The sequence below is a fragment of the Stenotrophomonas maltophilia group sp. RY12688 genome, from assembly GCF_052149045.1.
GTDB classification, from domain to species: domain Bacteria; phylum Pseudomonadota; class Gammaproteobacteria; order Xanthomonadales; family Xanthomonadaceae; genus Stenotrophomonas; species Stenotrophomonas sepilia.
Genome location: NZ_CP197389.1, coordinates 3,469,800 through 3,487,464, shown reverse-complemented (window position 1 = coordinate 3,487,464; position 17,665 = coordinate 3,469,800). Strand labels below are relative to the sequence as shown.

The window sequence follows — 17,665 nt, the reverse complement described above, 5'->3', positions numbered from 1 at the left end:
CCACTGGCCGGCTTCCCTGGTTCGATCGGGTGGCGTCAGTACAGCGTCGCCAGCTGCTGCTTGAGCTGCTGCAGGGCGATGGCACGGTGGCTGATGGCATTCTTCAGTGCCGGCTCCATTTCCGCGGCGGTCAGGCCGTGGGTGGTGTCCAGGAATACCGGGTTGTAGCCAAAACCATTCGTGCCACGCAGCTCGCGGATGATCTGTCCTTCCCAGCGCCCTTCGCAGATCAACGGCTGCGGGTCGGTGGCGTGGCGCAGCAGCACGATCACCGCATAGAAGCGGGCGCTGCGCTGGCCGTCGGGAATGTCGGCCATCGCGTCCAGCAGCTTGGCGTTGTTGGCCGCCGCGTTGGTCGGGTGGCCGGCATAGCGCGCGCTGTACAGGCCGGGCGCGCCGCCGAGTGCGTCGACGATCAGGCCCGAATCATCGGCCAGTGCCGGCAGGCCGGTCGCTTCGCAGGCCGCGCGTGCCTTCAGCAGCGCATTCTCGACGAAGGTCAGGCCGGTCTCTTCCACGTCGCCCAGGCCCAGTTCGGCGGCCGAGGTGATCTGCAGCGGCAGGTCGGCGAGGATCTCCTGCATCTCCACCAGCTTGCCGGCGTTGTGGCTGGCCAGTACCAGTTTCTTCATTGACGGGGCTCCAGCAGGTCCCAGGTGTTGCCATACAGATCGCGGAACACCGCGACCGTTGCATAGGGTTCTTCGCGCGGCGCTTCCAGGAACTCGACTCCCGCGGCAAGCATCGCCGCGTGGTCGCGGTGGAAGTCGTCGGTGTTGAGGAAGAAGGCGACGCGGCCACCGGTCTGGTTGCCGATGCGGCTGCGCTGCGCCTCGTCGCTGGCACGGGCCAGCAGCAGGGCGGCGGCGCTGCCGTCGGTCGGGCCGACCACCACCCAGCGCTTGTGGCCCTGGTCGATGTCCTCCAGCAGCGCGAAGCCGAGCTTGCCGGTGTACCAGGCAATGGCTTCGTCATAGTCGGCCACCACCAGGGTGGTCAGGGCAAGGCGCCGGTTCATGCCGACAGCGCCGCCTGCTGCGCGGCCAGCAGCTCGGCCACGCCCTTTTCGGCCAGGCCCAGCAGCGCGTCCAGTTCATCGCGACGGAAGGCGTGGCCTTCGGCGGTGCCCTGCAGTTCGATGAAGCCACCACCGTCGTTCATCACCACGTTCATGTCGGTGTCGCAGTCGCTGTCTTCGGCGTAGTCCAGGTCCAGCACCGGGGTGCCGCGGTACACGCCCACCGACACCGCGGCCACCGCGCCCAGGATCGGGTTGCGCTTGATGTCGCCACGCTTCATCAGCACGTTCACCGCATCGACCAGCGCCACGTAGGCGCCGGTGATGGCGGCGGTGCGGGTGCCACCGTCGGCCTGCAGCACGTCGCAGTCGAGGGTGATGGTGCGCTCGCCCAGCGCGTTGCGATCCACGCAGGCACGCAGGCTGCGGCCGATCAGGCGCTGGATCTCCAGCGTGCGGCCACCCTGCTTGCCACGGGCCGCTTCACGGTCGCTGCGGGTGTGGGTGGCGCGCGGCAGCATGCCGTACTCGGCGGTGACCCAGCCTTCGCCCTTGCCGCGCAGGAAGCCCGGCACGCGGTTCTCGACGCTGGCGGTGCACAGCACACGGGTTTCACCGAAGCACACCAGCACCGACCCTTCGGCGTGGCGGGTGAAGCCGCGTTGGATGACGACCGGGCGGAGCTGGTCGGGCTGGCGGCCGCTGGGGCGGGAATCGGACATGGTGCGGGTTCCGTAATGGCGAGGGAGTACGCCGCCACGCCCGCGGCCTTCACGGGGCGGGCAAGGGGGCTCTGGTGAGGGCGCTAGGGTACCATTCCCCCTTTGCACGCACCGGACACATTCCATGATTCGAAGCATGACCGCCTATGCCGGCGGCGAGCGGGTCACCCCGTGGGGCACGCTGGGCTGCGAGCTGCGCTCGGTCAACCACCGCTTCCTGGAGGTCGGCACCCGCCTGCCCGAGGAACTGCGGGCGCTGGAACCGCAGCTGCGCGAGCGCATCGCCGCGCGCCTGAGCCGCGGCAAGCTGGATCTGGTGATGCGCCTGCGTGCGCCGGAAGCAGCGGCCAACCTGCAGGTGGACGAGGCCCTGCTGGGCCAGCTCGGCCGCCTGGCGCACCGGTTGACCTCCGATTTCCCCAACCTGCAGGTCAGCTTCACCGAGCTGCTGCAGCTGCCCGGCGTGACCCGTGGCGAGGCCACCGATGCCGCGGCCCTGCAGGCCGAGGCACTGGCCCTGCTGGACCAGGTGCTGGACGGCTTCGTCGAGGCGCGTGAACGCGAAGGCGGCAAGTTGTCGGCGGCCATCAGTGAGCGCGTGGACGGCATCGAACGCATCGCCACCGAAGTGCGCACCTTGATTCCGGCCATTCGCGACGGCCAGCGCGCCAAGCTGGCTGCACGCCTGGCCGACCTGCCGCACCCGGTCGACCCCGGCCGCGCCGAGCAGGAACTGGTGCTGTGGCTGCAGAAGCTGGACGTGGATGAGGAGCTGGATCGCCTCGGCAGCCACATTGTCGAGATCCGCCGCGTGCTCAGGCAGCGCGAGCCGGTCGGCCGCCGCCTGGACTTCCTGCTGCAGGAGTTCAACCGCGAAGCCAATACGCTGGGCTCGAAGTCGGTGGACAGCCGTACGTCCAATGCCGCGGTGGAGCTGAAGGTGCTGATCGACCAGATCCGCGAACAGGTGCAGAACATCGAGTGATGTTGCATCCAGCATTACAGCCGGGGCGCCTTCGGGCGCCCTTCTCATTACAGCGTCTCAGCGGACGCTGACACCCGGCAGGCCCGCGCTCAATCGCCCCACGACGGCTGCCTGGCCGAACCCTGCGTCGTGGAAGCAGGCCAGCACCGCGTCCACCGCTTCCGGGGCGCAGGACACCAGCAGCCCACCGCTGGTCTGTGGGTCGGTCAGCAGCGGCTGCCAGTGTGCCGGCAACCCATCGGCGAAACGCACCTCCGCACCATACGAGGCCCAGTTGCGGTTGGACGCGCCGGTCAAGCAGCCGCGCTGCAGCAGCTCCAGGGCCTGAGGCAGCAGCGGCACCTGTGCGCTGTCCACCTCCGCAGCGACACCACTGGCGCGACACACTTCCAGCAGGTGGCCGAGCAGGCCGAAACCGGTGACATCGGTCATCGCGTGCACACCGTCCAGCGCGGCCAGGGCCACGCCCACGGTGTTCAGGCGGGTGGTCGACGCGATCATCTGCTGGTAGCCGTCGGCGTCCAGCACTTCTTTCTTCAGCGCCGACGAATACACGCCCACGCCCAACGGCTTGCCCAGCACCAGCACATCGCCGGCGCGGGCATCGGCATTGCGCCTGAGCCGCTGCGGGTCGAGCACGCCGATCGCGGCCAGGCCATAGATGGGTTCCACCGAATCGATGCTGTGGCCTCCAGCGACCACGATGCCGGCATCGGCGCAGGCACGCTCGCCGCCCTGCAGGATGCCGCGGATGGTCTCCTGCGGCAGCGTGTTGATCGGCATGCCGACGATGGCCAGCGCGAACAATGGTCGTGCCCCCATCGCGTACAGGTCCGACAGCGCGTTGGTGGCGGCGATGCGGCCGAAGTCGAACGGGTCGTCGACAATCGGCATGAAGAAATCGGTGGTGGCGACGATTGCCTGGCGGTCATCGAGGCGGTACACCGCGGCGTCGTCGCTGGTCTCGCGGCCGACCAGCAGTTCGGCCGGTGCCGGAAGCGCTGGCACGCCGCGCAGCAGTTCGGACAGCACGCCCGGCGCGATCTTGCAGCCGCAGCCGCCGCCGTGTGCCAGCGAAGTCAGTCGTTGCGGGGCATCGGCCGTTGAAGGGGCGGGGGACTGCGCGTGCGTGGCCATGCCGACATCTCCTGCGGAAACACCAATGGCGGAAGGCAGCAGGAGTCGAACCTACCAGGGAACGATCGACGCCCCCTACTGGGTTTGAAGCCCAGCCGCATGCCCGGATGCGCATGCCTTCCGAAAGTACGGCGGCACCGGTGGGCTCAGTCGCGGGCTGCGTTCCACTGCAGGTCGCCGCGCGGCCGATGCTGGTCACCGACGCGTCGAGTGTAGCCAACGCGGTTGAAGAACTCCAAGATCTGGATGCTGCGCTTGCGGCCCAGGCCGATGGCATCGCGGAAGGTGGCCGCATCCACCGTGCCGGTGGCCTGCGACAGCTGCGCGACGATCGCGGCCAGCTCGGCAATGCGGGCCGGTGCATAGAACAGGTCCGGCACTACCTGGAACAGTTCGCCACGCGCGGTAGCGCGGCGCAGGACGGCGCGGACCTCGTCTTCGGCCAGACCAACGTCGGTGGCCAGCGTGCGCACCCACGGTGGATCGAAGCGACCGGCGTGCAGCTGCGGCAGCACGCATTCGAGCAGAAGTCGTTCGCGTTCCGGTGGCGCATGGTCATGGCCGGGCAGGCGCCACCAGGCGCCCACGCGCTGCACGCTGCCGTCGTCCAGCAGGCCTTGCAGCAGGGCATTCCACAGGCTCGCTGCAAGCGCGGGCAGCGTACTGCGCTGCAGGCGCCCGCTATCAACACCGGGCTCGTCCGGACGTCGCTCGTGCCAGCTGCGCAGCGACGTGATCACCTGTTCGCGAAGCGCCTGCCAGTGCGAAGCAAGGATGACCACCGTGTCTTCGTGGGTGACGATGCGCCGCGTGCCCGCAGGAAGATCGATCCGGTCGGCCGCGCGCCGGCAGTAGCGTTGCAGGGCGGCCATGGCTATGCCGAAGGAAGCCTGCTGCAACAGCGGGCCGATTCCCGCACCTGTGGCCAGCTGCTCCAGTGCGCCCAGCCAGGCGAGCCGTGCCTGGCTGCGCCGGCGCCGCTGTGGCGGGTCCGGATCGAGCACGATGCCACCACCCAGCGTGCGGATGGCCGCTGAATCACGGGCGATGAAGCGATCACCGCACATCGCGCAGACCGGTGCATCGAACACCAGTTGCACCAACTGTCCGTCGCCGTGATCGACGTCCTCCAGCAGCACCACATGGGCCTGCCGGTGCATCGTGCCCCAGTGGATGTGCAGCGGCGCCCAGTCGCGCAACGGTGTTGCCAGTGCGGAAAGCCGCAGGCGTACGTCGACGCGACGGGTCGCCAGCAGGGCGCGCGGGTCGGCGATCCAGTCGCCACGGTGGATGTCGTCGCGGGCGATGGCAGCCAGGTTCAACGCACAGCGCTGCCCGGCCATGGCGTGTTCGCTGGCCTGGTTCTGCGCGTGGATGCTGCGTACGCGCACGTCAGTGGCGGCCGGCATCAGCTGCAGATGCTCACCCACGGCAGCGATGCCGCCGTGCACTGCGCCGGTCACCAGCGTGCCGTGGCCGGCCAGCGAGAACACGCGGTCCACCGGCATGCGGAACAGCTCGCTGCGCAGTTCGGCCTGGCGCGTGTTGGCGTTGTCCGACGCCCACGCGTGCAGCTGGGTACGCAGCGCGTTGATGCCAGAATCGTCGGGTGCGGTGCTGTTGCAGGCGAATACGGGGGAATCCTGCAGCGGCGTTCCGGCCAGCAGCGCGGCGATCTCGATCTCGACCCGGGCGATGCGCGCGGCGTCCACGCGGTCGATCTTGGTCAGAGCGACTGCACCGCGATCCACGCCCAGCAACTGCAGGATCGCCAGGTGCTCGCGAGTCTGCGGCATCACACCGTCGTCGGCGGCGATCACCAGCAGGGCGACATCGATGCCGGTGGCGCCGGCCACCATCGTATGCACGAAGCGTTCATGGCCCGGAACATCGACGAAGCCCAGCGTCGCCTCGGCACTCCCGCCGCCTGTGCTTTCCACCGGGACATAGGCATAGCCCAGCTCGATGGAGATACCGCGCGTGCGTTCTTCCTGCAGGCGATCGGTTTCGATGCCGGTCAGTGCGCGCACCAGGCTGGTCTTGCCATGGTCGATATGCCCGGCGGTGCCGACGATCATGCCTGCAGCGTGCTCCATTGCGCGAGGAAGGCGGCTTCGTCGGTGGGTTCCAGGCAGCGCAGGTCCAGCCACAGCGCGTCATCGGCAATGCGGCCAAGCACCGGCCGCGGCAGCTGGCGCAAGCGCTTGGCCAAGCGATCCAGCCCGCCGCGGCGCGCGCTGGTAACGCGCAGTCCGGCGCTGGCCAGCTGCGCCTGCGGCTGCGCGCCGCTGCCGATCTGGCTGTACATCGAGGCCCGTTCAAGCGCGTAGCCGGCGGTCAGCGACGCGCGCATCGGCTGCAGCAGGCGGTGTGCCTGCTCGTCGATGTCATCCCGCAGGCGCGAAAGGCTGCGCAGGGTCGGCAGCCGCAGTGCCAGCCGTTCCGGTTCGCGGTACAGGGCCAGCACGGCTTCCAGTGCGGCCAGGCCCATCTTGTCCATGCGCAGCGCCCGCTTGAGCGGATTGCGGTTGATCCGCGCGATCAGGTCGGCGCGGCCGGCGATGATCCCGGCCTGGGGGCCGCCCAGCAGCTTGTCGCCACTGAACGAAACCAGATCGGCGCCGGCCGCCAGTGCTTCCTGCACGGTCGGCTCGTGCGGCAGGCCGAAGGCCGCCAGATCGCACAGGCTGCCACTGCCCAGGTCCACCACCAGCGGCAGGCCGTGCTCGTGCGCGATCGCAGCCATCGCCGCAGTGTCGACCTTGGCAGTGAAGCCGGTGATCGCGTAGTTGCTGGCATGCACTTCCATCAGCAACGCGGTACGTGCGCCGATGGCATGGGCGAAGTCGGCCGGGTGGGTACGGTTGGTGGTGCCCACTTCCAGCAGTCGCGCGCCGGCGCTGCGCATCACATCGGGAATGCGGAAGGCACCGCCGATCTCCACCAGTTCGCCGCGCGACACCACCACCTCGCGGCGGTTGGCCAGGCTGTTGAGCAGCAGCAGGACCGCCGCCGCATTGTTGTTGACCACGGTGGCGGCTTCGGCGCCGGTCAGTTCGCAGACCAGCGCCTGCACCCGTGCATCGCGGTCGCCGCGGCGGCCGCGGATGATGTCGAATTCCAGATCGACCGGCGCTGTCATCGCGCGGGTGACCGCCTGCACGGCGGCATCGGGCAACAGCGCGCGGCCCAGGTTGGTGTGCAGCACGGTGCCGGTCAGGTTGAACATCGGTTGCAGGTCCAGCCGTGCATCGGCTGCCAGTGCGGCCTCGACCGCTACCACCAGCGCCGGGCCGTCGACCGCTTCCTGCAGCTGCGCGGGCGACAACTGGCCGGCGCTGACACGCTCACGCAGCACCTGCAGGTGCGAACGCAGCAGCTGGGTGATGCGGCTTCGACCGTGGCCTTCGATCAGTGGCGCCAGTGCAGGCAGGCGCAGCACCCGGTCCAGCGAGGGCAGGGCGGCGGCCGATGCCGGGGCGGGGGGCATGGTTGTCATCGCCTCAATCGCCGTCGGATTGCCACAGCAGAGGATTCTGGCTGGCACGCGCATAGCCTTCCTCGGCCAGCAGCAGGTCCAGCGCCAGCGTGCCGAGGTCATCGGCCACCGGCTCCAGTGACGGATCTTTCTCCAGGTACAGGATCTTGCGATAGCTGCGGCAGTGGTCGCAGGTCTCGGCGCGCACCGCACTCTCGCGCACTGCCTCGCCGCTGTCACCGTCCACCTCGGCCAGGGCGCGATAGGCAATGTCCTTGCCGGCGGCGCCGCACTGGCTGCACTGCACGCGCACGTAATGCCACTGGCAGGCACACAGCGAGCACGACAGGTAGCGATAGGCGGCGTAGGGCGGGCGCGCCTGCACCACGCTGGCCACCGGCAGCGTGCCACAGAGCGGGCACAACTCTGGCGCATCGGCCAGCGGCTTCAGGTCGGTCGGATGGAAGCTGGCGGCGAGCACCGCCCAGTACACCTGCAGCGCGTTCATCACCAGCAGCGCAGCGACGGCGTCGACCGAGGGCGCGTCATCGCGTTCCAGCACCGCATGCGCCTGTGCATCCAGCCACGCATCATCAGCGGCGGCGACGCGCTGTAGTTCCTGCCGGGTTTCCACAGGCAGCCCGGTTTCGTCGGCACAGTGCCGGCACAGGGTGCGCAGCCAGTCGCGCCAGCGCCCATCCAGTTGCAGTGTGTTGGCCGGCCGCAACGGCATGCCGGCGCTAGCCGCCGCGCTCGACTGCTGCGCGCGCGCCTGTGCCTGAAGCCCCTCGCGTTGCTGCGGCGTCAACTCATCCAGCAGTGCCTGCTGCGCATCGGCCAGCGCCGCCAGCAGCTGCAGGTAGCCACCGATGGCACTGTGCGCGGCCAGGCTGCGCAGGCGTGCCGCGCGCGTAGCGAACAGTGACCCGGTATCAGGCAGGATGATGCGCGGCACATCGCGCGAGGCGAGCGTCTCGATCTCACCGGGTTCAAGGATGCGTTGCGCCATGTAGGGCCAGCCAGAAGAACCAGGCTCCATCCTCGCTGTTGTCGGCGCTGGCGTCCAGCGTGTTGCCGGCCATTTGAAAGGTTGGGGTCAGATCCGTTTTCCACAGGAAAACGGTTCTGACCCCATCGGTTGGTTGAAAGTGGATCCCGAGCGTTGGTCGGGATTCGATCAGTGCCGACCAACGGTCGGCACCCACCGACAGATCGCGGCCAACTGTCGAAGGCGGGGTGGGTCCGGTTGCGGGAGCGTGAGCCGCATGGATGCGGCGACCGAGCTTACATGGGTGAGGGCGCTTTGCTTGCGAAGCACTGCTTCGCAAGCGCCCGAACGCACAGCCGCCAGCGGCTGGGCCGGGCCCCGGAGGGGTACTTGCAGCGTCCCCTGCAACCGGACCCACCCCGCCAACCCACGGATAGCCGCTGTTGCTGTTGCCTTGGCTTGAAGCAGGTGCAGGGCCGCAGGCCCTGCAGCTACCCCTGTTCCCGCCGCCCGCGCAGGATGTCCCGGAACCACTGTCGGTGGTGCTTGTACGCCCACCCATAGGTCACCTTGCCCTGGGTCATCGCCCGCACCGATCCCTTGATCCAGAGCGCCGCATAGATGTGCACCACGATCGCGCAGACCAGCACCCAGCCGAACAGCGCATGGGCCAGCACCGAGAAGCGGATCACTCCGATCGGGAAGAAATGACTGAAATACTGCCGCCAGATCACGAAGCCGGTCAGCAGCAGTGCCGACAGGCAGCCGATGATGGCCCAGAACAGCAGCTTCTGGCCGGCATTGAAGCGACCGACCGGCGGCAGTTTTTCATCCTCGTTGCGCAGTACGTCGCGCATGCCACGCATCCACGCGCGGTCATCGGCGGTCGGCAGGTTGTCGCGCCACATGCGCAACGCCAGCAGCGCAAAGCCCACCACCATGGCCAGGCCGATGAACGGATGCAGGATGCGCGTCCACGGGCCGCCACCGAACAGCTGGGTCAACGGGAACAGGGCAGGGTGGAACAACGCCAGCCCGGACAGCGCGGTCAGCACGAAGCAGATCGCCACGATCCAGTGATTGATGCGGGTCGGCGCGCGGTAGCGGACGATCTGCCGCGGGTGCGGGGCGTACTTCATGGCCGCTGCTCCTCTTCGATCTTCTTCGCCTCGTGCTCGGCTTCTTCTTCTTCCTCGTCATTGACCGTGTTGCGGCCGATGCCGATGTAATGCAGGAACCCAGCAAAGGCCGTGGCGGCGATCGCCAGCACGCCCAGCGGCTTGGCTACGCCCTTCCAGACTTCCACCATCGGGCTGATGCGGGGGTCCTTGGGCAGGTCGGCGTAGAGCTCGGGCTTGTCCACGTGCTGCAGCACGTACATCACATGGGTACCGCCGACGCCCTGCGGGTCGTACAACCCGGCGTTCTCGTAACCCCGTGATTTCAGGTCTTCCACGCGTCCGGCGGCATGCTCGGTCATCGCCTGTTTGCTGCCGAAGGTGATCGCCCCGGTCGGGCAGGTCTTCACACAGGCCGGCTCCTGGCCGACCGCCACCCGGTCCGAGCACAGCGTGCACTTGTAGGCCTTGTGGTCCTTCTTGGAGATGCGCGGCACGTCGAACGGGCAGCCGGTCACGCAGTAGCCGCAGCCGATGCAGTTCTCTTCCTGGAAGTCGACGATGCCGTTGGCATACTGGATGATCGCGCCCGGCGACGGGCAGGCCTTCAGGCAGCCCGGGTCGCTGCAGTGCATGCAGCCCTCCTTGCGGATCAGCCACTCCAGCTTGCCCTTTTCGTCCTCGTACTCGCGGAACTTCATCACCGTCCACGACTGTTCGCTCAGATCGGGCGGGTTGTCATAGCTGCCAACGCAGCTGCCCACTTCGTCGCGCAGGTCGTTCCACTCCATGCAGGCGACCTGGCAGGCCTTGCAGCCGATGCACTTGCTCACATCGATCAGCTTGGCGACCTGGCCGGTGTGCGCACCGCGCGCCTCCGGTGAGGGCGTGGTGGTGGCCGAGCGGCGGATGATGTCCAGCGATTGCAGTGACATGGCGTTTCTCCTACACCTTCTCGACCTTGACCAGGATGCACTTCGATTCGGGCGTCTGCGAGTTGCCGTCACCGATGGCATTGGTCAGCGTATTGGCGATATATCCGGGCTTGGCCGCACCGAGGAAGCCCCAGTGGATCGGCACGCCCACCTGGTGCACGGTCTTTCCATCGATCTGCAGAGCCTTGATCCGCTTGGTCACCATCGCAACGGCTTCGATATGGCCACGCTTGGAACTCACCCGCACGCGGCTGCCGTTGGTGATGCCCAGCTCGTCGGCCAATGCCGCACCGATCTCGACGAACTGCTCGGGCTGGATGATGGCGTTGAGCTTGCCGTGCTTGGTCCAGAAGTGGAAATGCTCGGTCAGGCGGTAGGTGGTGGCCACATGCGGGAACTCGTCCGGCGAACCGATCTGTGCACGGTCGCTGGCGAACACGCGTGCCGCGGGGTTGTTCAGCGTCAGGGCCTGGCCGGGGCTGAGCGGGTTGCTGCGCAGCGGCGTATCAAAGGGCTCGTAGTGCTCCGGGAACGGTCCCTCGGCCATGCCGGCCTTGGCGAAGAAGCGGGCGATGCCTTCCGGGTTCATGATGAACGGGCCCATCCCGCCGGCAGGATCTTCATCGGCCTTGAAGTCCGGCACGTCCACGTTGCCCCAGTTCTTGCCGTTCCAGGCCAGCAGCGTGCGGCGTGGATCGAACGGTTGGCCAGCCACGTCGCACGAGGCGCGGTTGTACATCACGCGGCGGTTGGCCGGCCACGCCCAGGCCCAGCCCAGCGTGTTGCCGATGCCTGTCGGGTCACTGTTGTCACGCCGCGCCATCATGTTGCCGGTCGGGCCCCAGGCGCCGATGTAGATCCAGCAGCCGGAGGACGTGCTGCCATCGTCGCGCAGCTCGCCGAACGCGGCCAGTTGCTCGCCGGCCTTGCGCACCAGCTTGGTCGGGTCCTTCGGATCGAACACGTCGGCCAGCGCCTTGCCGTTGTATTCCATCGCCAGTTCTTCCGGCGTCGGCAGCTCCGGGTTGGAATACTTCCAGGCCAGGTCGCGTACCGGCTCCCACCACGCACCGCCATCCTTCTCGTACATCGCTTTGATGCGATGGAACAGCTCGGACATGATCTCGATGTCGCTGCGCGCTTCGCCCGGCGGGTTGGCCCCCTTCCAGTGCCACTGCAGCCAGCGCGAGGAATTCACCACCGCGCCGTTCTCCTCGGCGAAGGAAGTGGTGGGCAGGCGGAACACTTCGGTCTGGATCGTGCTCGGGTCGACGTCGTTCAGTGCGCCGTGGTTCTGCCAGAAGGCGATGGTCTCGGTTTCCAGCGGATCCATGCTGACCATGAACTTCAGCTTGGAGAACGCACTGATCAGCTTGCCCTTGTTCGGCGCCGAGGCCAGAGGATTGAAGCCCTGGCAGATGTAGCCGTGGATCTTGCCCTCGTTCATCAGCTCGTACGCCTGCAGCATGTCGTACGGCTTGTCGAGCTTGGGCAGGTAATCGAAGCACCAGTTGTTGTCGGCGGTGGCGGCATCGCCCCACCACGATTTCATCAAGCTGACGTGGAACTTCGGGTAGTTCTGCCAGAACGACATCTGGTTGGCGCGCAGGGGCTTCTGCGTGCGCTTGGCGATGTAGGCGTTGTAGTCCTGCTCATCCTGTTTCGGCAGCGTCAGGTAGCCGGGCAGCAGGTCGGACATCAGGCCGATGTCGGTCAGGCCCTGGATGTTGGAGTGCCCGCGCAGCGCGTTCATGCCGCCACCGGCCACGCCGATGTTGCCCAGCAGCAGCTGCACCATGGTGCCGGCACGCACGTTCTGTGCGCCGATCGAGTGCTGCGTCCAGCCCAGCGCGTACAGGATGGTCATCGCCTTGTCCTTGCCGGCGGTGGACGCGATCATGTCCCACACCTGGCGGATGCTGTCGGCCGGCGTGCCGCAGATGCGCTCGACCATCTCCACGGTGTAACGCGCGTAGTGTTGTTTCAGCAGGTTGTAGACGCAGCGCGGATCCTTCAGCGTCGGGTCGCTGCGCACGAATCCATCGTCACCGTAGGCATAGTCCCAGCTGGAACGGTCGTAGCTGCGCTTTTCTTCGTTGTAGCCCGAATACAGGCCGTCCTTGAAGGCGAACTCGTCCTTCACCAGGAACGACATGTCGGTGTAGTTCAGCACGTACTCGTGCTGGATGCGGTCCTCGGTCAGCAGGTAGTTGATCAGGCCGCCCAGGAACACGATGTCGGTACCGGTGCGGATCGGCGCGTACACATCGGCAACCGCGGCCGAGCGGTTGAAGCGCGGATCGACCACGATCAGCCGGGCCTTGTTGTGGGCCTTGGCCTCGGTCACCCATTTGAACCCGCACGGATGCGCCTCGGCGGCGTTGCCACCCATGATCAGGATCAGGTCGGCATTCTTGATGTCGACCCAGTGATTCGTCATCGCACCACGGCCTAGCGTCGGGGCAAGACCTGCCACCGTCGGGCCGTGTCAGACACGTGCCTGGTTGTCGAATGCCAGCATGCCGAGGGAGCGGACGACCTTGTGGGTCAGCACCGCGGTTTCATTGCTGGTGGCCGAGGCCGCCAGCATGCCAGTGGTCAGCCAGCGGTTGACCGTCTGCCCGGCTTCGTTCTTCTGCACGAAGTTGGCATCGCGGTCTTCCTTCATCAGCCGCGCGATGCGGTCCAGCGCATCGTCCCAGCTCAGCCGCTTCCACTCGTTCGAGCCCGGCGCGCGGTACTCGGGGTAGAGCAGGCGCGACTTGCTGTGGATGATGTCGGCCAGGCCGGCACCCTTCGGGCACAGCGTGCCGCGGTTGACCGGATGGTCCGGGTCGCCCTCGATGTGGAAGATGCTCGGCTCGGCGTTCTTGGCGCCATCGCCGAGGCTGTACATCAGGATGCCGCAGGCCACCGAACAGTAGGTACAGGTGTTGCGGGTCTCGGTCGCGCGGGTCAGCTTGTATTGCCTGACCTCCGCGAGCGCGATGCCGGGCGCGAAGCCCATCAGTGCCAGGCTGGAGCCGACCAGGGTTGTCCCGGTCACTTTCAGGAACTGGCGGCGGCTCATCGATGGCATGCCGTTCTCCTGGGATGGCGGGGAGGCGCAGGCCTCCGGGCTGTCGTTGGGTACGGGCCGGTTATAGCACAGGCCCCCGGATGCCCATGTGGCACAAGGCGCGGCGCCTGCCGGACGGGCCCGGAAAGGGCCTGCTCTGGTAAAGTTGCGTGCCCGCCCCCTGGGGAAGCGTCTGCCGGGCCTGGTTCCAGGATGTTCCGCGCAGCCCCCGCCGTCCTGGCGCGATCCTCCGCGCCGGATCTGGAACACCGAGGAAAAATTTTGCGAAATCAACCAATTGGGTTCCGCGCATGAGCGCCCCGTCGAAGCCGTCGGACGCCGTTGCGCGCGGCACGCTGTACATCGTGGCCGCCCCGTCCGGCGCCGGCAAGAGCAGCATCGTCAATGCCACCCTGGCCCGTGACCCGCAGATCGCCCTGTCGATCTCCTTCACCTCGCGCGCGATGCGCCCCGGTGAGGTGAACGGCCAGCATTACCACTTCGTCAGTGCCGAGAAGTTCGAGCAGATGATCGCCGCCGGCGACTTCTTCGAGCACGCCTGGGTGCACGGCGACTGGAAGGGCACGGCCCGGCAGTCGGTGGAGCCGCAGCTGGCCGCCGGCCAGGATGTGCTGCTGGAGATCGACTGGCAGGGCGCGCAGCAGGTGCGCCAGCTGGTGCCGGGCACGGTCACCGTGTTCATCCTGCCGCCGTCCAAGCAGGCCTTGCAGGACCGCATGCGCAAGCGCGGCCAGGACAGCGAGGCGGTCATCGCCCAGCGCCTGGGCGCGGCCCGCGATGAAATGCTGCACTTCAACGAGTTCGACTACGTCATCGTCAACGAGGTGTTCGACACTGCCGTGGACGAGCTGTGCGCCATCTTCACTGCCAGCCGCCTGCGCCGGGAGGCCCAGAAGGTCCGCCACGCCGGGCTGATCCAGGCGCTGCTGACCCCCGATCCGGGTGCAACTGACTGATTCCAAAAGAATCGGGTAGGGGTTGGCTTGATTTTGTCCAGCCCCTGCCAGTACACTCCGTCCCCTTTCCCTCATTCGACTGAGCGGCCGACCGGTCGCCGGGAGCCCGTATGGCCCGCATCACCGTAGAAGATTGCCTGGAAGTCGTTAACAACCGTTTCGAACTGGTCATGATGGCTTCCAAGCGTGCCCGTCAGCTCGCCAACGGCGTGCAGGCCACGCTGGACAACAGCGAGACCGAGGACAAGCCGACCGTGCTGGCGCTGCGCGAAATCGCCGCCCGCAAGATCGACAACGCCCTGATCGACGAAGTCGAGAAGGCCGAGCGTGAGCGCGCCGAGCGCGAAGCGCTGGAGTGGGCTGCCGCCGAAGTGGTGGCCGACGAAGACATGTCCAAGAACGACGATTGATCGCATCGATCAACGTAATCGTTGGATACACCGAACAGCCCGCCCCGTGCGGGCTGTTTCGCATTCAGGATTTGCCGTAAACGTCGCGCTGGAATAGGCTTCGGGCATGAACCCAGGCCCCACTGCCAAGGTCGCCGCAGCCCCCACTGCCGCCGTACCCGACTACGTCCTCCAGCTCGAACGCGCCGCCCATTACCTGCCGCCGGAACAGCTGCCGCTGTTGCGCCGTGCCTGGGAAGTCGGGGCCTCCGCGCACGCTGGGCAGACGCGCAAGTCGGGCGAGCCCTACATCACCCATCCGGTGGCGGTGGCCCAGGTGCTGGCCGAACTCGGCCTGGACGTGGAAGCGCTGATCGCCGCGATCCTGCACGACACCATCGAAGACACCCCGCTGACCCGCGAAGCGCTGGCCGCCGAGTTCGGCGAAGCCGTGGCCGAACTGGTCGACGGTGTCACCAAGCTGGACAAGCTGAAGTTCCGTGACCGCCAGGAGGCGGCCGCCGAGAGCTTCCGCAAGATGCTGCTGGCGATGTCGCGCGACCTGCGCGTGATCATGATCAAGCTGGCCGACCGCCTGCACAACATGCGCACGCTGGGCGCGCAGAGCCGCGAAGCGCGTGGCCGCATCGCCCGCGAGACGCTGGAGATCTACGCGCCCATCGCCCAGCGCCTGGGCATGAGCCTGGTCAAGAGCGAGCTGCAGAACCTGGGGTTCAAGGCGCTCTACCCATGGCGCCACGCCATCATCGAAAAACACATCCGCAGCCAGCCGGTGGTGCGCCGCGAAGCGATGGCGCAGGTGGAAGTGCAGCTGTCGCAGCGCCTGGCCAAGGAGGGCATCGAGCATCGGCTGATCAGCCGCATCAAGACCCCGTGGAGCATCTACAACAAGATGCGCGACGAGAACAAATCCTTCGACCAGGTGATGGATGTGTTCGGCTTCCGCCTGGTCGTGCGCAGCGTGCCCAGCTGCTACCACGCGCTGGGCTCGGTGCACGCCACCTTCAAGCCGCTGGATGGGCGCTTCCGCGACTTCATCGCCATTCCCAAGGCCAACGGTTACCAGTCGCTGCACACGGTGCTGTTCGGGCCGTATGGCTCGCCGATCGAAGTGCAGATCCGTACCGAGGAAATGGACCTGATCGCCGAACGCGGCGTGGCCGCGCACTGGACCTACAAGTTCGGCGGCGATTCGCCCAACAGCGCACAGAGCCGTGCCCACGCCTGGATCGTCGAGCTGATCGACTCGCAGCGCGCCGCCGGTTCCTCGCTGGAATTCCTCGACAACGTCAAGGTCGACCTGTTCCCGGACGAGGTCTACCTGTTCACCCCGAAGGGCAAGATCCTGGCGCTGCCGCGCAACTCCACCGCGCTTGATTTCGCCTACGCCGTGCATACCGACGTGGGCAACATGGCGGTGGCCTCGCGCGTGGACAAGAAACTGGTGCCGCTGCGCACCAAGCTGGTGTCGGGCCAGTCGGTGGAGATCATCACCGCTCGCTCGGCCACGCCGAAACCGCAGTGGCTGGAATTCGTGGTCACCAGCAAGGCGCGCACCGCCATCCGCCACCAGCTCAAGCAGCTGGAGCACGAAGATGCCGTGCAGCTCGGCCATCGCATGCTCGACCGCGCGCTGGAAGCGATGGATTCGTCGCTGGAGCGCCTGCCGAAAGGCCGCCTGGACGCGTTCCTGGCCGAACACCGGTTCCCGCGCCTGGAAGCGCTGCTTGCCGAGGTCGCACTGGGCAACTGGATGCCGACCCAGGCCGCGCAGGCGCTGATGGCCTACGCTGAACTGCGTGGCGGCCCGCATTCGCGCCACCATTCGCAGGAGAAGATCCTGATCAACGGTAGCGAACGCGGCGTGGTCACCTTCGCCGGCTGCTGCCAGCCGATACCCGGCGACGAGATCATGGGCTACCACACCGCCGGCAAGGGCATCGTGGTGCACCGCATGGACTGCCCGAACCTGGCCGAGCTGCGCAAGTCGCCCGAGCGCTGGGTGCCGATCGGCTGGGACACCACCGTCTCCGGCGACTACGACACCTCGCTGGTGGTGGAAGTGGAGAACGGCACCGGCGTGCTGGCGCAGCTGGCCGCCGCCATCGCACAGAGCCATTCCAACATCGAACGCGTGGACTACCTGGACCGCGACTTCAACGCCGCCGTGCTGGCGTTCAACATCCAGGTGCGCGACCGCAACCACCTGGCCGAAGTGATGCGCCGCCTGCGCCGCCTGTCGGTCGTGCAATCGGTACGCCGCCAGTAGGTCCTGCGCGTACCGGTAGTGCCGGCCGCTGACCGGCAACCCATGGATCCGCGACGGCATCGCGATTGCCGGCCAACGGCCGGCACTACCGAGGCGCCGCGGTAGATCCACGCCATGCGTGGATGCACCCCCAGCCGGTACAATCACCGCTCTGTTTTCCCCCAAGCACCGGAGCGACCCATGTCCCGCCAGATCATCAACACCGAAAAGGCCCCCGCCGCCATCGGCCCGTACTCGCAGGCCGTGCGCGCCGGCAACACCGTGTACTTCTCCGGCCAGATCCCGCTTGACCCGGCCACCGGCGACATCGTCGGCGCCGGTGACGTCGAAGCACAGGCCCGCCGCGCCTTCGACAACCTCAAGGCCGTGGCCGAAGCGGCGGGTGGCTCGCTGGACAAGGTCGTGCGCCTGGGCCTGTACCTGACCGACCTGGGCGAGTTCGCCAAGGTCAACGCGGTCATGCAGGACTACTTCCAGGCCCCGTACCCGGCCCGTTCCACCATCGAAGTCTCCGGCCTGCCGAAGGGCGCCAGCTTCGAGGTCGACGCGGTGATGGTCATCGACTGACCG

The 17,665-nt window shown here is 67.3% G+C and carries 15 protein-coding genes and 1 tRNA gene; 5 read left to right on the top strand and 11 right to left on the bottom strand.

Annotated elements, in window-relative coordinates; translation table 11 throughout:
* Positions 1-35 precede the first annotated feature (35 nt).
* Genes rdgB through rph form a run of 3 tightly spaced genes read right to left on the bottom strand, consistent with a single transcriptional unit; the run spans position 36 to position 1,740 of the window.
* Positions 36-632, bottom strand: a complete 597-nt coding sequence (rdgB, locus tag ACS0OT_RS16215; protein ID WP_005410891.1) for an RdgB/HAM1 family non-canonical purine NTP pyrophosphatase — start codon at positions 630-632, stop codon at positions 36-38.
* Positions 629-1,018 carry a VOC family protein gene (locus ACS0OT_RS16210; protein WP_005418968.1) on the bottom strand — a complete coding sequence of 130 codons (390 nt, stop codon included), beginning with the start codon at positions 1,016-1,018 and terminating at the stop codon, positions 629-631. The genes rdgB and ACS0OT_RS16210 overlap by 4 nt, the downstream gene beginning before the upstream one ends.
* Positions 1,015-1,740 (bottom strand): ribonuclease PH, encoded by a 726-nt coding sequence (gene rph / locus ACS0OT_RS16205; protein WP_049426699.1) that lies wholly within the window; start codon positions 1,738-1,740, stop codon positions 1,015-1,017. Before rph ends, ACS0OT_RS16210 begins: the two co-directional genes overlap by 4 nt.
* Before the next feature lie 124 nt (positions 1,741-1,864).
* Between rph and ACS0OT_RS16200 the strand changes: the two genes are divergently transcribed.
* The gene (locus ACS0OT_RS16200; protein WP_005418965.1) at positions 1,865-2,725 is read left to right on the top strand and encodes a YicC/YloC family endoribonuclease; all 861 of its coding nucleotides are present in this window, start codon (positions 1,865-1,867) and stop codon (positions 2,723-2,725) included.
* A 57-nt stretch (positions 2,726-2,782) separates the two neighbouring features.
* On the opposite strand, the gene selD is transcribed toward ACS0OT_RS16200, so the two are convergent.
* The 8 genes from selD to fdnG form a co-directional block, all read right to left on the bottom strand.
* Entirely contained in the window at positions 2,783-3,862 is a 1,080-nt protein-coding gene (gene selD, locus ACS0OT_RS16195; protein WP_053497458.1) for a selenide, water dikinase SelD, read from the bottom strand.
* Between the two features lie 26 nt (positions 3,863-3,888).
* A tRNA-Sec gene (locus tag ACS0OT_RS16190) sits at positions 3,889-3,984 on the bottom strand.
* Positions 3,985-4,008: 24 nt separating this feature from the next.
* Positions 4,009-5,940, bottom strand: a complete 1,932-nt coding sequence (gene selB, locus ACS0OT_RS16185; RefSeq protein ID WP_065179105.1) for a selenocysteine-specific translation elongation factor — start codon at positions 5,938-5,940, stop codon at positions 4,009-4,011.
* Positions 5,937-7,361 carry an L-seryl-tRNA(Sec) selenium transferase gene (gene selA / locus ACS0OT_RS16180; protein WP_262090959.1) on the bottom strand — a complete coding sequence of 475 codons (1,425 nt, stop codon included), beginning with the start codon at positions 7,359-7,361 and terminating at the stop codon, positions 5,937-5,939. Before selA ends, selB begins: the two co-directional genes overlap by 4 nt.
* 4 nt (positions 7,362-7,365) lie before the next feature.
* Positions 7,366-8,349 carry a formate dehydrogenase accessory protein FdhE gene (fdhE, locus tag ACS0OT_RS16175; protein WP_262090960.1) on the bottom strand — a complete coding sequence of 328 codons (984 nt, stop codon included), beginning with the start codon at positions 8,347-8,349 and terminating at the stop codon, positions 7,366-7,368.
* A 470-nt stretch (positions 8,350-8,819) separates the two neighbouring features.
* The gene (locus tag ACS0OT_RS16170; protein WP_061480581.1) at positions 8,820-9,467 is read right to left on the bottom strand and encodes a formate dehydrogenase subunit gamma; all 648 of its coding nucleotides are present in this window, start codon (positions 9,465-9,467) and stop codon (positions 8,820-8,822) included.
* Positions 9,464-10,381: a formate dehydrogenase subunit beta gene (gene fdxH / locus ACS0OT_RS16165; protein WP_012481154.1), complete on the bottom strand. Its 918-nt coding sequence runs from the start codon at positions 10,379-10,381 to the stop codon at positions 9,464-9,466. The genes ACS0OT_RS16170 and fdxH overlap by 4 nt, the downstream gene beginning before the upstream one ends.
* 10 nt (positions 10,382-10,391) lie before the next feature.
* The gene (fdnG, locus tag ACS0OT_RS16160) at positions 10,392-13,460 is read right to left on the bottom strand and encodes a formate dehydrogenase-N subunit alpha (protein WP_139727597.1); all 3,069 of its coding nucleotides are present in this window, start codon (positions 13,458-13,460) and stop codon (positions 10,392-10,394) included.
* A gap of 290 nt (positions 13,461-13,750) precedes the next feature.
* Here fdnG and gmk point away from each other — a divergent pair, with 290 nt between their 5' ends.
* The 4 genes from gmk (at position 13,751) to ACS0OT_RS16140 (ending at position 17,662) form a co-directional block, all read left to right on the top strand.
* On the top strand, positions 13,751-14,416 hold the full coding sequence (gene gmk / locus ACS0OT_RS16155) for a guanylate kinase (RefSeq protein ID WP_005410878.1): 666 nt from the start codon (positions 13,751-13,753) through the stop codon (positions 14,414-14,416).
* Between the two features lie 110 nt (positions 14,417-14,526).
* Positions 14,527-14,826 (top strand): DNA-directed RNA polymerase subunit omega, encoded by a 300-nt coding sequence (rpoZ, locus tag ACS0OT_RS16150; RefSeq protein ID WP_005410877.1) that lies wholly within the window; start codon positions 14,527-14,529, stop codon positions 14,824-14,826.
* A gap of 106 nt (positions 14,827-14,932) precedes the next feature.
* Positions 14,933-17,095 carry a RelA/SpoT family protein gene (locus ACS0OT_RS16145; RefSeq protein ID WP_005418955.1) on the top strand — a complete coding sequence of 721 codons (2,163 nt, stop codon included), beginning with the start codon at positions 14,933-14,935 and terminating at the stop codon, positions 17,093-17,095.
* 180 nt (positions 17,096-17,275) lie between these two features.
* Positions 17,276-17,662: a RidA family protein gene (locus ACS0OT_RS16140; protein WP_005418954.1), complete on the top strand. Its 387-nt coding sequence runs from the start codon at positions 17,276-17,278 to the stop codon at positions 17,660-17,662.
* Positions 17,663-17,665: the final 3 nt, after the last annotated feature.

Coding starts and splice junctions, on each gene's coding strand:
- rdgB (WP_005410891.1), bottom strand. CDS start 632: ATGAAGAAACTGGTACTGGCCAGCCACAACGCCGGCAAGCTGGTGGAG.
- ACS0OT_RS16210 (WP_005418968.1), bottom strand. CDS start 1,018: ATGAACCGGCGCCTTGCCCTGACCACCCTGGTGGTGGCCGACTATGAC.
- rph (WP_049426699.1), bottom strand. CDS start 1,740: ATGTCCGATTCCCGCCCCAGCGGCCGCCAGCCCGACCAGCTCCGCCCG.
- ACS0OT_RS16200 (WP_005418965.1), top strand. CDS start 1,865: ATGATTCGAAGCATGACCGCCTATGCCGGCGGCGAGCGGGTCACCCCG.
- selD (WP_053497458.1), bottom strand. CDS start 3,862: ATGGCCACGCACGCGCAGTCCCCCGCCCCTTCAACGGCCGATGCCCCG.
- selB (WP_065179105.1), bottom strand. CDS start 5,940: ATGATCGTCGGCACCGCCGGGCATATCGACCATGGCAAGACCAGCCTG.
- selA (WP_262090959.1), bottom strand. CDS start 7,361: ATGACAACCATGCCCCCCGCCCCGGCATCGGCCGCCGCCCTGCCCTCG.
- fdhE (WP_262090960.1), bottom strand. CDS start 8,349: ATGGCGCAACGCATCCTTGAACCCGGTGAGATCGAGACGCTCGCCTCG.
- ACS0OT_RS16170 (WP_061480581.1), bottom strand. CDS start 9,467: ATGAAGTACGCCCCGCACCCGCGGCAGATCGTCCGCTACCGCGCGCCG.
- fdxH (WP_012481154.1), bottom strand. CDS start 10,381: ATGTCACTGCAATCGCTGGACATCATCCGCCGCTCGGCCACCACCACG.
- gmk (WP_005410878.1), top strand. CDS start 13,751: ATGAGCGCCCCGTCGAAGCCGTCGGACGCCGTTGCGCGCGGCACGCTG.
- rpoZ (WP_005410877.1), top strand. CDS start 14,527: ATGGCCCGCATCACCGTAGAAGATTGCCTGGAAGTCGTTAACAACCGT.
- ACS0OT_RS16145 (WP_005418955.1), top strand. CDS start 14,933: ATGAACCCAGGCCCCACTGCCAAGGTCGCCGCAGCCCCCACTGCCGCC.
- ACS0OT_RS16140 (WP_005418954.1), top strand. CDS start 17,276: ATGTCCCGCCAGATCATCAACACCGAAAAGGCCCCCGCCGCCATCGGC.